The organism is Stenotrophomonas sp. TWI273, from assembly GCF_039674765.1.
In the GTDB taxonomy this organism is placed as follows: Bacteria; Pseudomonadota; Gammaproteobacteria; order Xanthomonadales; family Xanthomonadaceae; genus Stenotrophomonas.
The window spans coordinates 88,273-100,535 of record NZ_JBDJOA010000004.1 but is presented as its reverse complement, the minus strand read 5'-3'; the positions used below and the strand labels follow the sequence as shown (position 1 = coordinate 100,535).

At 64.5% G+C, this 12,263-nt stretch carries 13 protein-coding genes; 8 read left to right on the top strand and 5 right to left on the bottom strand.

The genetic code is table 11. The features are described 5' to 3' along the window. Nucleotides 1–26: 26 nt before the first annotated feature. The gene (locus tag ABE571_RS06890) at nucleotides 27–665 is read left to right on the top strand and encodes a DUF6766 family protein (protein ID WP_346477695.1); all 639 of its coding nucleotides are present in this window, start codon (nucleotides 27–29) and stop codon (nucleotides 663–665) included. Between the two features lie 17 nt (nucleotides 666–682). Then, nucleotides 683–1,231: an isochorismatase family cysteine hydrolase gene (locus ABE571_RS06885; protein WP_346493425.1), complete on the top strand. Its 549-nt coding sequence runs from the start codon at nucleotides 683–685 to the stop codon at nucleotides 1,229–1,231. 73 nt (nucleotides 1,232–1,304) lie between these two features. Here ABE571_RS06885 and ABE571_RS06880 read toward each other — a convergent pair whose 3' ends face one another. After that, the gene (locus tag ABE571_RS06880) at nucleotides 1,305–2,291 is read right to left on the bottom strand and encodes a chemotaxis protein CheB (RefSeq protein ID WP_141056924.1); all 987 of its coding nucleotides are present in this window, start codon (nucleotides 2,289–2,291) and stop codon (nucleotides 1,305–1,307) included. 200 nt (nucleotides 2,292–2,491) lie between these two features. Here ABE571_RS06880 and ABE571_RS06875 point away from each other — a divergent pair, with 200 nt between their 5' ends. Next, complete coding sequence (locus ABE571_RS06875) at nucleotides 2,492–2,911, top strand: BLUF domain-containing protein (RefSeq protein WP_346477619.1); 420 nt, start codon at nucleotides 2,492–2,494, stop codon at nucleotides 2,909–2,911. A gap of 6 nt (nucleotides 2,912–2,917) precedes the next feature. Here ABE571_RS06875 and ABE571_RS06870 read toward each other — a convergent pair whose 3' ends face one another. Together ABE571_RS06870 and ABE571_RS06865 are read right to left on the bottom strand one after the other, a co-directional pair. Then, nucleotides 2,918–4,843, bottom strand: a complete 1,926-nt coding sequence (locus tag ABE571_RS06870) for a prolyl oligopeptidase family serine peptidase (RefSeq protein ID WP_346477620.1) — start codon at nucleotides 4,841–4,843, stop codon at nucleotides 2,918–2,920. 56 nt (nucleotides 4,844–4,899) lie between these two features. Beyond that, complete coding sequence (locus ABE571_RS06865) at nucleotides 4,900–5,088, bottom strand: hypothetical protein (RefSeq protein ID WP_314401751.1); 189 nt, start codon at nucleotides 5,086–5,088, stop codon at nucleotides 4,900–4,902. On the opposite strand from ABE571_RS06865, the gene ABE571_RS06860 reads away from it, so the two are divergent. From ABE571_RS06860 to ABE571_RS06840, 5 genes are all read left to right on the top strand, one after another. Continuing rightward, nucleotides 5,087–5,281, top strand: coding sequence for a hypothetical protein (locus ABE571_RS06860; protein ID WP_346493424.1), 195 nt, complete (start codon nucleotides 5,087–5,089; stop codon nucleotides 5,279–5,281). The two genes, ABE571_RS06865 and ABE571_RS06860, sit on opposite strands and share 2 nt — an antisense overlap. A 112-nt stretch (nucleotides 5,282–5,393) precedes the next feature. After that, entirely contained in the window at nucleotides 5,394–6,023 is a 630-nt protein-coding gene (locus ABE571_RS06855) for a DUF2971 domain-containing protein (RefSeq protein ID WP_346477622.1), read from the top strand. Between the two features lie 50 nt (nucleotides 6,024–6,073). Next, the gene (locus tag ABE571_RS06850; RefSeq protein WP_346477623.1) at nucleotides 6,074–7,594 is read left to right on the top strand and encodes an FAD-dependent oxidoreductase; all 1,521 of its coding nucleotides are present in this window, start codon (nucleotides 6,074–6,076) and stop codon (nucleotides 7,592–7,594) included. Nucleotides 7,595–7,987: 393 nt separating this feature from the next. Beyond that, nucleotides 7,988–9,367, top strand: a complete 1,380-nt coding sequence (locus tag ABE571_RS06845) for an SDR family oxidoreductase (RefSeq protein WP_346493423.1) — start codon at nucleotides 7,988–7,990, stop codon at nucleotides 9,365–9,367. Beyond that, nucleotides 9,351–9,818, top strand: a complete 468-nt coding sequence (locus tag ABE571_RS06840; RefSeq protein WP_346477625.1) for a DUF2269 domain-containing protein — start codon at nucleotides 9,351–9,353, stop codon at nucleotides 9,816–9,818. Before ABE571_RS06845 ends, ABE571_RS06840 begins: the two co-directional genes overlap by 17 nt. 394 nt (nucleotides 9,819–10,212) lie before the next feature. On the opposite strand, the gene ABE571_RS06835 is transcribed toward ABE571_RS06840, so the two are convergent. Further along, nucleotides 10,213–11,622, bottom strand: coding sequence for a DUF3987 domain-containing protein (locus ABE571_RS06835; RefSeq protein WP_346477626.1), 1,410 nt, complete (start codon nucleotides 11,620–11,622; stop codon nucleotides 10,213–10,215). Nucleotides 11,623–11,694: 72 nt separating this feature from the next. Continuing rightward, nucleotides 11,695–12,087, bottom strand: a complete 393-nt coding sequence (locus tag ABE571_RS06830; protein WP_346493422.1) for a hypothetical protein — start codon at nucleotides 12,085–12,087, stop codon at nucleotides 11,695–11,697. Nucleotides 12,088–12,263 lie beyond the last annotated feature (176 nt).

Sequence of the window (12,263 nt, the reverse complement as noted above, 5' to 3'; positions counted from 1 at the left end):
AGCCCACGCACGCCAGGGTGCATCTCATGTGGAAACGAAACGGCCTCTCCATCGTACTGTTCGGTCTGCTGCTCTGTTTCCTGGGCGGGCAGATCTGGACGGGCTTCCTGGCCCACAATGAAGAGCTTGCCGAAACCCATCGGGCCGGCGTGGACCTGTGGGAGTACCTGCACAGCGGGCACTTCATCAGTGCGACCTTCGAAAACTGGGAAAGCGAATTCCTGCAGATGGGCATGTATGTTCTGCTTACGGTGAGCCTTCGTCAGAAGGGGTCGGCCGAATCACGGCCGTTGTCGCATGCGCAGGAACAGGAGCGGATAGAACCCGGTCCGGTGCCGTGGGCGGTGCGTAAAGGGGGCGTCTGGAAAGTGCTGTACGGCCACTCCCTTGCCATCGCCTTCGGCCTGTTGTTCCTGATGAGCTTTGTCCTGCATCTTGCTGGCAGCTGGCGGGCCGAGGTGGATGAGCAGGTGACACGCGGCCTGCCTCCGCCCACCTGCTGGGAACACCTGTGGAGCAGCGGCTTCTGGTTCGAGTCGTTCCAGAACTGGCAGAGCGAGTTCCTGGCCGTTCTGTCGCTGGTGATCCTGACCATCTTCCTGCGCCAGAAGGACTCCCCCCAATCCAAGCCGCTGGCTGCGCCCCACAGCCAGACCGGTGACTGACGCACCGGCCAGCGCCGATGAGCACGCCGTCCCCCGCCCTGTTGATCATCGACATGTTCACCTTGTTCGACTTTCCTGACGCCGATCAGGTGAAGCCGGACGCGCTCCGTGCCGCGCGGCAGATCGCGCGGTTGGCCCGGCACTTTCGCCAGCGTGGCCAGCCGGTGATCCACGCCAACGACAACTTCGCCAACTGGCAGATGGACTTCAGGGAGTTGGTGGCCGCCTGCCTGGCCACGGACGGGGCGTCATCGGCGATTGCTAAAGCGTTGGCGCCCGTACCGGGCGACTACTTCGTCCTCAAGCCAAAGCACTCTGCGTTCCTGGCCACGCCGTTGACGGTGCTGCTGGCCAAGCTGGGGGTGAATGAACTGGTGGTGTGCGGCATGGCCGCCGAAAGCTGCGTGGCGGCCACCTGCTTTGACAGCAACGCCCGCGAATACGACACCGTCGTGATCCGTGAGGCGGTAGCGGGAAAGGGCGCCCACAAGACGACCGCGCTGAGACTGCTTCAGGACGCAAAGGCCGCGAAGGTGCTGCGGCTGGCAACGTATCTTTCCCGCTGACATCGCCCCGGGTGCGTGACGGTGAAGCGGGTTACGCGTGCTGTGTCGAGGGTAATCGCCCAGATCCCAGGCGTCATGCGACGCCGACGTCGATCAGCGCACGCAACTGCTCGATACCCGTCGTGATGCGCTGCTCATCCCGCCTACGGTTAGCCCCGTCCTCGCCCATCTCGCCGTGCAGGTCGATCAGCATCCGGACCACCTGCTGACGCTCCTGCAGTGATCGCAAAGCGCGCCACAGGGTGTCGTCGGTGTGCGCGGCCTGCGTCTGGTTCAGCGTGTCCAAGGTGAATGAGTGTCCGGTATGGCACCGGAAGCGCGGCGGGGCACTGTTGGCTATGCCCCACAGCACACCACCACATGCCGGACAACTCACCTTGGTCGTGCTGCCGATGGCGTCCAGTCGGCCCATGTCGTTGCCAATGTCCATGATCAGGTCGTTCTCATGACGCACAGCGGCGGGTACCGCGGGCGCGGAAACAATCGGTTGGCGGACCGCGTGCTGCAGGACGGCCGCCAGTTCTTCGCCCGTGGTGGTCCAGTCCACCGCGACATGGCGCAACGCGCTGCGGGGCATGCTCGGTTCCTGCGCGTCCGCGGGATCCTGCACTACGGCAAGCCCACCACACGCCTTGATGGCCTGCAACCCTGCTGTGCCATCGTCGAGGTGGCCACTCAACACCACGCCCACAACCCGTGGGCCGAAACAGGCAGCCGCCGAGCGGAACAGCGGGTCAATGGCCGGGCGCGCCAGGTTTTCCTTTGCCCCCCGGGTCAATCGAATCACGCCGTCGGCCACCAGCATGTGCTGGTCCGGGGGGGCCACCAGGATGGTCCCGGCGCCGATTGCGTCTCCCGTAGCCGCATGGCGGGCGCGCATCCTTCCAGGCCCGGCGAGCAGGTCGGGCAGCACGCTGGCGTGACGTCCGATATGCCGGACAAGCAGGATGGCCGGAAAATCGGCAGGCAACGTGGCCGACAGCCGGGTCAACACCGGCATTGCGCCGGCGGAGGCTCCAATAACGACTACATCACGACAGATGGGATCGTTGGTCTGCATAGGTTCGTGCTTGGCTTGGCTTGCCTTCAGTATGTTGTAGGCCGCTTCAGGGCAGCGTGCAGGTGACCGGTCACCGGACTGTGCCGCGGCTCACGAATTGAGATCAATGTCCTGACCCATTCAGAAAGTGCTTCAGCCGACGACAGTTTCTTACGCCGCTGCAAGGTAAATTTGAGCAAGGAGATCAGGGAGCCACCGTTTTGCCGATCCGTGCGTTGGCGTATGCAAGTCAAGCAATACCAGGCCTGAGTATCGAGCGCATCGACGCTCTGACGCGCGATGCCGAGCGCTTCAATCTGGAGGCAGATGTCACAGGCGTGCTGCTGTTCGATGGCAGCCGGTTCCTGCAATACATCGAGGGCCCGGAAGACGCGTTATGGAAGGTCTATTCGAGAATTCTGGATTCCACCAGTCATTGCGAAATGATGGAACTCGGTCAGGGCCAGATCAGCGGGCGCCGCTTCCCGTACTGGTCCATGCGGCTGGTGCCCGCGGGCGAAGCGGACCTGCGTTTTGTGTGCCGGGGCGACTGGACCGGCTTCAGCCGAAGCCGCAACGATGATGCGCGCACAGGCACGGATCGTCTGGTGCGGATCGTGGCCCCACAGTTGGAGCAATGAACGAGCTCAGCGCAGGCGGTCCAGGAAGTCTGCGATGCGCCGGTGGTAGTCGCATCGATGCGACGGGCGACCCGTGGCGGCGAGCGAATGGCTGCCCCCCGGATAGATCACCAGGGTGGCCGATACCCGCCCCGAGCGCGCAACCCGCGTCATCAGTTCCTCGCACTGACCCGCCGGACACCGCTGGTCATCGGCGCCGTTCAATAGCAGAACAGGCCCGCTCGCATTACCTATGGTCGCGACCGGGGACAACGCCTGGTAGCGCTTCGGGTTCTCCTCGGCTTCTGCCCCCACGGCATACGGTGTTACGTAGTAGCCCGAGTCGGACGTGCCGGCATGCGAGAGCATGTTGGCCACGGGGGCGCTGATCACCGCGCCCGCAAAGATGGTGCTGCGGCCGATCGCCCACGCGCTCAGAAAGCCGCCGTAGGACTTCCCCGCGCAGGCAGCGGGACTGCCCGCTGTTCCTTCCGCCTGCAGTTCAGCCACCATGGCCTGCACTTGCGGCAGGTCCAGTTCGCCCCAACGCCCGATCAGCCGCTTCTCGAACTCCTGCCCATATCCGTCCGACCCCACCGGGTTGGGCGCCAGCACCATCCAGCCCCGGGCCACGGCAGCGTAAAGGTACACATGGGCCGCAAAATCCATCAAGGCAACGCTGTGCGGGCCGCCATGCAGATCTACCAGAAGCGGAGGCGGCGGATCACCGCGCCTGGCCTTCGGCGCGAGCAGCCATGCGTCCACTTGCTCGGTGGCGCCGCGTCCATCGGGCACCTTGAAGGACCGGCGAGCGCAGGTGACGGGCAGGCGCGCAGAGAGCCCGGCGTTGAGCGCGGTCACTTTGCGGCGGCGCGAATCGCGGTCCCATGCGCTCAGATACACCTCTTCCAGGCAGGTGTAGCTGGCAGCCACCAGCACCAGTGCATCGCCGCAGGCGCCCAGGTGGGATACCTGGCTGTCGTCGTTGGGCAACAGAGAGTGGCTGCGGTCGGCCACATCAATGACCGCGACCTCAAACAGTCCACACCGGCTGATGACGCACGCCACTGCCCGGCCGTCGGGTTGCCAGACGATCTGCGCGCCCTCCAGGCTGTCTGCGATCAAGGGCCCCTGTACGCCGTCGGCCTGGCTCCAGCAATACAGATAGGACGCCGAATCCCCGTCGACCGTGTTGGCGGCGAACGCAAGCTGGCGGCCATCGGGGGACCAGCACAGGCCGCTCATCGTGGAGAAACGGTTGGTTATCTGCTGCCGCACGCCATCCGGGCCGAGCATCCAGAGGTTGATGCGGTGACGGGTGCACCCGGACGCGGTTGCGGTGTACGCCAGGCACGTGCCGTCGGGCGACCACGCGCCGGCCCGCACGTCGATGTCACCCGATGTCAGCGGGTGCGGCGGTTCGCTGCCCTCCATGTCCAGGCAGAACAGATGCGCGCGCGCGCCTACTGTGAATCCGGCCCCATCCCGCTTGTAGGGGACGTGGGTTATGACGTTCGGTCGCGCTGGATGTGCCACGTCGTCGCCGCTGTCCTCGGCGTATGGAAGGCGCACCAGCGCAAGCAGATGACGCCCGTCCGGATGCCATTGCAGCAACGATGAAACGTTCAGCTCCTTCGCATTGCCGGCCGCGCGCGCCTCACCACCGTCGGTGGCCAGTACGTGCGGCAGTCGCTTCCGGGCCCCGCCCCGCTTGCTGAGAAAGGCAATCATCCTGCCGTCCGCACGGAGCTGTGGCGACCCCACGCCGCCCGTGGTGGCAAGCATCCTGGGCGCCGAGGCAGCGGGCGACGGCGTGAACCACAGAGAGGACCGGTACGCGTCATCGCCGGCCATCGGCTGGGAGGTCACATACACAAGGCCGGCAGACGCGGTGTGGGAAGACAGCGAGAGCACCTTGGTGTGCTCAAACAGGGAATCGATCGAGAAGTCCACGAAATGCCTCGACGACAAGGTGAAGGGGCGAGCCTTCCGGCTCGCCCCTGATGGCGTCAGCGCTGATTGCGCTGATTGCGCTCGTTCTGATCATCGCGCTCGTTGCGCTGGTCCTGCTGGTCCTGCTGGTTCTGCTGGTTCTGATCGTTGCGCTCGTTCTGCTGATTCTGCTGATTGCGCTGGTTCTCTTCCTGCTCGTTCTGCTGGTTCTGCTGGTTGCGGTCGTTCTGGTTGTTCTGTCCCATGTCGTACTCCGTAAGCGCCGAAGACCCTCCCCGGCTGCAGCTTCACCATGCGCCCCCGCTCTTCCACCGCGCGTGCATCCTTCGTGGCGAACACGTGACCGCGCAGAGCCATCTTGTTGACGCCAACGCGACGGCCAATGGCTGGGCGATCCACGCGTTCACTGCGGATCACGGACAGATCATCTTTTATTGACGAGCTGTCACACCCCTGTGGCGCAGATTCCGGGACCAGCGTCAGGTGTCCACACCACACGGCCGGGCCACACGCAGGTACTGCGCCGCCGGCCGGTCGCCGGGAGTCCTCCTTGATCTTCTACAAATTCAAGCCCGTCGAGCAGCTCGCGCACCTTCTGGACGTGGTGGTCAATGAGCGGCTTTACTGCGAACACTACGAAGCCCTGAATGATCCCTTTGAAGGACAGTTCGCGCGCATGGTCGGGCAAGGTGCGGAGCGCCCACAGTTCGGCACCGCCCGCGAACTGGACCGCAACCTGCCCACCCGGATCTGCAGTCTCACTGACCGTTTCGAGGACGTGCGCATGTGGTCGCTGTATGCGGGGCGGTTTGCCGGCGTCGCCATCGCCCTCGAACTGGATCCGCAGCGGCTGCCACTGCATCCGGTGCGTTACACCCGGCGCCTGCCGACCATAGACGTGGCCGCCAGCGGCGACGCGGCGCTGCGTGCGCTCACGACCAAAACCTCGCACTGGGCCTATGAGCGCGAATGGCGTCTGCTCAGCCAGTCTCGTCATATCCCGGTGCCCGGCGCGGTGCTGCAGGTCATCTTGGGCATGCGCATGCCGACGGAGATCATGGAGATCATTGCGCGGGTTGCGCGCCCGCATACGCGCGTCCACGTGGCCCGGCTGGATCCAGCGGGTACCTGCATCGTGCGCGGCGATGCGCTGGGCGTTCTTGAGCGGGCAATCAGCTAGGACACCTACCTGTCGTTCACCTGCCTCTCTGCTACCTCAAAGGGATTGTCATGCGCCACCTTGCCGACACGAACACCAGCATCTGGACCCTCCCGTCCCCGTCGCCGGACACGCCGGTTTTTCCCGTTCTGGAGACAGATCTTCACACCGATGTCGTAGTCGTAGGGGGCGGCATCACCGGGCTTCTCACCGCCCTGCACCTGTCCGATGCCGGGCAGCGCGTGGTCCTGATCGACGCCGGGCAGATCGCCCGGCGCAATACGGGTCTCTCTACGGGCAACCTCTACACCGCTGTGTCCAACATGTCTGATCTCAGTGCCCGGTGGGGTGGCGGCGTCGTCGGGCAGGTGCGCGCCCTGCGTGCCGGTGGCATCCGCACCATCGAGCGCGCCGTGCGCAGGCTCGCGCTGGACTGCGGCTTTGGCCGGGTACCGATGTTCTATGGCATCGAACACGATGCCAACGACCTGCGGGTGCGCGTTGAGCAAGAAATGCTCGCCTACCAGCGCGCCGGGCTGACGCCGTCTGCGAGCCGGGGCGGGCTGCCCTTCGCCTTGGCAAGCGGTTTCCGGGTCGAAGGGCAGGCGCAGTTTGATCCCTACCGGTTCTGTCTCGGGCTGGCCGCGCACCTGGGCAGACGGATTCCGGTATTCGAATCGACTCCGGCCGTGGATGTGGACGCCGGCGAGGGATGTGTGATGACCCCGGGTGGCCGCATTCATGCGCGCCATATCGTGCTGGCCACCCACTCCCCGGCAGGATTCAATCTGGTCCAAGCCGAGATGGAGGTGTACCGCGAATGCGGTATCGCCGTGCGTGTGGCTGACCCGCCCGCCCCGGGCATCCACTGGATCAAGGACAGCGAGCGGTCATTGCGTGCGGCTGTTGCGGCAACAGGCGAGCAGTGGTTGATCGCCGTGGGCGGCAAGCATCAGGTCGGAGAGCAGCATCGCCAGCAGGAGGAAACCCAACGGCTTGACGCCTATGTCCGCGAGCGCTTCCAGGTAACCGGCGACGTCATTGCCTGGGCGGCGCAACAGTTCAAGCCAGCCGATGGTCTGCCCTACATCGGGGGCAGCGCGCACGATAACGTCTGGGTGGCGACCGGTTTCCAGGCCGATGGGCTGGTATGGGGCGCCGTGGCGGCACAGCTCATCACCGAGGGCATCACCGGGGTACACAGCGATGCCGCGCGACTGCTCAGCCCATTGCGGATCACGCCGATGAAGTCGGCCAAGGGATGGGCCCGGACCAACGCCACGGTAATCAAGCACTTGGTCGGCGATCGCATCAAGCGGGAGATGCCCACCCCTGTCGACGAGGTAAATAGCGGATGCGGGGCGCTGGTGGAACAGGACGGCCAGCGGCAGGCGATCTATCGCGATCCGCAAGGGCAACTGCACGCGTTATCGCCGGTCTGCCCGCACATGAAATGCCTGGTGCAGTGGAACGACCCCGCCAAGAGCTGGGACTGCCCATGCCATGGCAGCCGTTTCGCCCCCACCGGCGAGCTGCTGGAGGGCCCGGCAATGACCGGCCTGCGCAGGCTGGCGCCGGAGGGTGGACCATGAACGGTCCTCTCAGCGGCGGTGTGTCCGCCTGCTCCGCTTTGCCAACAGCGCAGGAAGTGCAAGGCCTGCGGCAAACGGCGCATATACCCAGACAAGGTCAGAGCGCCGCAGGTGCCGTTCGAACCCGGGCGAAAGCCGAGCCGGCACTACCTTGTAGTCCACCAAGTACGCCACGGCCGTGGTGGTCGTGGCCGCTGCCAGCACCGCCTCCGGCGCGTGACGCCGTCCACGCAGCAGCTCGTAGCCGCACGCCCAGAACACCGAGCACAGGTGGTGGATGGTGTAGCCGACCAATGTATGGGGCATGTCGGGTTGGACATGCCGGTGTGCGCTGCGGGGCCAGAGCCAGTGGCTGGTGGCGTTGGTCCCTGCCGCGGGCGCACGGAGGCGGCCATGGCTGAGCAGCGACACCAGCACGGTGGAACAAAGGCTGGCGCAACTACCCGCCACCAAGGCGCGACGCAGCCAACCCGGGCGATAGCCCCGCGCAGGATTCTGATCATCGGCGCCAATGGTCTGATCGGAAGCACGCTGGGTGAGGAACTGGTGCGGCAGGGGCATGAAGTCTTCCTTGCGATGCGGAGCCCGGACAGCGACCGACCGAATGAGCATGCTCGGCTGCTGCGTTTCGATTTTTCAACGCCCGGCGACCACGCGCTGCAGAGTCTGCTGCGTACGCTGGACGTGCTGATCAACGCGGCCGGCATTTTTTCCGAGCGCGATGGACAGAGTTTTGACGATGTCCATGTCAAGGGCCCGTGCACCCTGTTTGAACAGGCAGCGCGCGCCGGCGTGCCCCGCTTGATCCATATATCGGCGCTGGGCGCCGGCCCGGGTGCCCCTACCCGCTTCTGGCGCAGCAAGGCGCTCGGCGATCACTGCGCGCTGCGCTTCCCCGGCGATGTGACTGTCGTGCGTCCCTCGCTGGTGTTTGCGCCGAAAGGCGCCAGCACAGGCCTGTTCCTGCAATTGGCCCTGCTCCCCGTGCTGCCTCTCCCGGCGCCCGGGGGCGCACGCGTCCAACCCATCCACCAGCAGGACCTGGTCGACGGATTGATAGCATTGGTGGACCACCCCTGCCCTCCACCGCTGATTGCCGCAGTGGGGCCGGTACCGCTGACGCTGCCTGCCTACCTGGCAACCCTCGCCGACGCATTGGGTTATCGTCTGCGGTGGTTTCCGGTGGCGCCCCGCTGGATGGACCTGGCCACTGCACTGACCCGATGGATGCCTGGCATTGCACTGGATGCAGACACCATGACCATGCTCGCGCACGGCAACACAGCGGCCTCCGGTGCGTGGCAGACGCTGCTCGGGCGACCCCTGCGCGCACCCATCGACTTCGTGCCGCGCCACCAGGCGCCCGAGCTTCGGACGCGCGCCCTGTTGCGTGCCACATTGCCGTTGGCCCGCGCAGCCAATGCGGTGACCTGGCTGGTAACCGGTTGGGTGTCGGCCTTCGTCTATCCCACGGCGGCAAGCCTGGCGCTCCTCGCCCAAGCGCAGGTGCCGGCAACTGTCGCCCCGCTGGCCTTGCATGGCGCCGCGGCGCTGGACGTCGTACTGGGGCTGACGATGTGGAAACGCGCCTGGCGGCGCGCCACTTATCGCCTGCAGTTGGCGCTGATTGCGTTCTACACGGTCGTCATCACCGTCTGGCTGCCGGGTTACTGGGCGCATCCATACGGGCCCATCGTGAAGAACCTGCCCCTGGCCGCGCTCATCTACCTGTTGCTGCGTCTGGAGGAGCCACCCCGTGGACGTCGTCGTTAAAGTGCTGCACATCGTGTCGTCGACGTTCCTATTCGGCACCGGCGTCGGCACGGCGTTCTATCTATTATTCGCCAGTCGCCGCCGCGACCCCCGGGTGGTGGCGGCCGTGGCCGAGCTGGTGGTGCTGGCCGATTGGCTCTTCACTGCCACCACCATCGTGTTCCAGCCATTGAGTGGACTCTACCTGGCGCACCGGCTGGGCATTGCGCTGACCACCCCGTGGCTGTACTGGTCGATCGTGCTGTATGTGATTGCCGGCCTGTGCTGGCTGCCCGTGGTCTGGCTGCAGATGCGCCTGCGCGATCTGGCCCGTGCTGCCGCCGACCGGGGCGAGCCGCTTCCCCTCCGCTACGATCAACACCTCGGCACGTGGGCGGCGCTGGGCGTGCCGGCCCTGTTCTCGTTTCTCGCGATCTTCTACCTGATGACAGCCAAACCCGCTGTGGGCTGAGGGTCGTATACAACGCCGACGCGCAGCAACCGGGTGTCGGAATCCGCCGTCGAGGGCAGCTTCCGGTGCTGGTCGGCCCGCCCAGGGGCGCGATGCGCGCAGCGCGTTGGGAGCTCACTTCACGCAACATAAGCAGTACAAGGACGATCATGCGCGATAGCGCGCCTGCATGCGTCAGCCCGACGGAATCAATCTCACCTTGGTCCAGAACCTGCTTCATTTCGCGCCCCTGATAGCCGCAGCCATGACCTGCGTGACAGCGTTGATCTGGGTCGTGTACCCGAGCTTTTTCCTGCGCAGCTACCGGCGCCAGCAACGACCCTCAATCCTGACCACCTCGGGCGCGGGCAAGGACCTGGATGCGCCGAGCACGCCCGGGGCACTGAGTGGAATGTCACTCGACAGAAGGGATCCGCATCAGGGGGCTTTCACGCTTCCCAACAATCTCTACGACTTGGTTGACCTTCAACCATGCCAGAGCGGTCTCCAGCCGCGGGCCGCGCAGCCCGGCCAACCTGATCACGTCGACGAGCAACGCGTGCTCCAGCGTCCCGCGCACCGTCGCGAAGCACTCCAAGACCCACCGGGCGTCCTGGATTGGGCGCGGCAATTTAGGGGGCTTGGGAACCTTAATGCGGGTGGGCCACGGCTTGCTGAAGGCACCTTCTTTCCGCGATGACGTGGACTCCCGCCTGGCCGCCTCGACGAAGATCATCTGGTGCTGGGTCAACGACCACTGCACGATCGCCCAGGCGCGCTGGACCAGCTCCAGGCTGATCTCCGGGCCCTCTCCGCATACGACCTGGAACACCGCCGCTATTCTCAGCGTGTTCTCCCACGCTCGATTAACGGCCGGCTCAATCTGCTCGTCGTAGCAGGTTTCACGCCATCCCTTGAGGCGAAACTTCAACTCGGCCATGAAGGCCCTTGCCTCATCTCCGAGGACAATCTTGTCCCTGATCAACTCGCCCGTCGCCTGCTTCTTGTCGGCCTCGTCCATCAGATCCTGCAAGCGGTGGTGGAACTTATTCAGTCCGCCCCCCGGCCAGCTTGGCGGCATGCTGATATCGCAGGCTCCAAACCGCTTGGGGTCATGGCAAGCCACGATGGCTCGACCCCAAATCCCTTGATGAAAGCTCTTATTATTTGTGCGTTTCATCACCGGATAGAACACCTCACCCTGCAGGCGAACCCCGAGCGAACAACGGCCATCAATGGCTGCAAGATCCACGCCCTTAACGACGTGATCCAAGTCGAAACCGCTGTGGAGCTTAGTGAGGCTTCCGCCCATCCTGACAAACAGATCGCTCTCCAAGAAGCTTCCGCCATCCTCGTCGTTGACGCAGACTGAACGCGCCCGGCCATCCAGGCACTCCAGCAGTGCGCGGTAGCTAATCATTGTCAACATTCGACCGTCTGGTTCCTGGAGTTCCCGGCCATCTACGAGCGAGCCCGCTTTCTCAACCGAACGCTTACTCGCGCGGATCTTCCGGGCAACCAACCCAGCCTGCCGATTGTGCTCGATCAAGGGTTTGAAGAACTCACGGTACGAGGTCCCCTTGCCGCGCCCACTAGGTGCGAGCGTCAGCATAAAGATTGTCGTCGGCATATGCCTATAGTCCAGGCCCACGACGTCATACAGGCGTTGCACGGGAACCACACAAGCGGCGATGGCATCCATCAGGAGGCACTCGGCCGGGACGTCGTCCTCCAGGCGGCGGACTTCGCAGGCAGCACTGTAAAGCAGATCAGGAAGGGCATTGATCGGGCATACCCTGGACAAGTGAGGAAACGGGTCGAGCATGGAATACCTCTATTCATGGCAAGCAGGCGCAACGCGCATGCAGCGTGGCGGTTAGCGAGTAGCGTGAGCGGCTTACGGCAGCACACTCCTCGGCGGCGCTCGGCCTTGGAACGAGGCGGCAAAGACGGTGTCCGGCGCCTTAGCCGCCTTCTCCAGCTCATCCAGGATCGCTTGGACGTGGCGAGGCTCGACCGTCAGCCGCAGGACTTTCAGTCGCTGGTTCACAGACGCACATATCGCGTCCAAAGACACGTTGCGGACCCTAACAGCCTCAAGGATGGCCGGCTTGGCCGCACGCAGGTACAGAATCTCGAGGCCGAGGCAATCAATGTCATTTACCAATTCGGCGAGCAGCTCCGGATCCAGCGTGTTGTTCGATGACATAAAGGCTTCGCATTGAAGAATGCGCGAATTCAACCCTTCTTCGAAACGACAAGCCAACATTCCGCGGAATGCTCCGAACATTCCGTTAGCTGCAGTGTGCGGGTCCCCTGACCATGCGGACGTCGGTGGACTTGTCGAGTTAACCCCGTAGGCTGCGCAACACCCGTCGTCAGCCCATCGCGATGACGCAAAGTGGCGTCAACTATTGACCGGAAAGATGCGGGCCGAAATGCGCACCGGACTGAGCATCAAGAGCC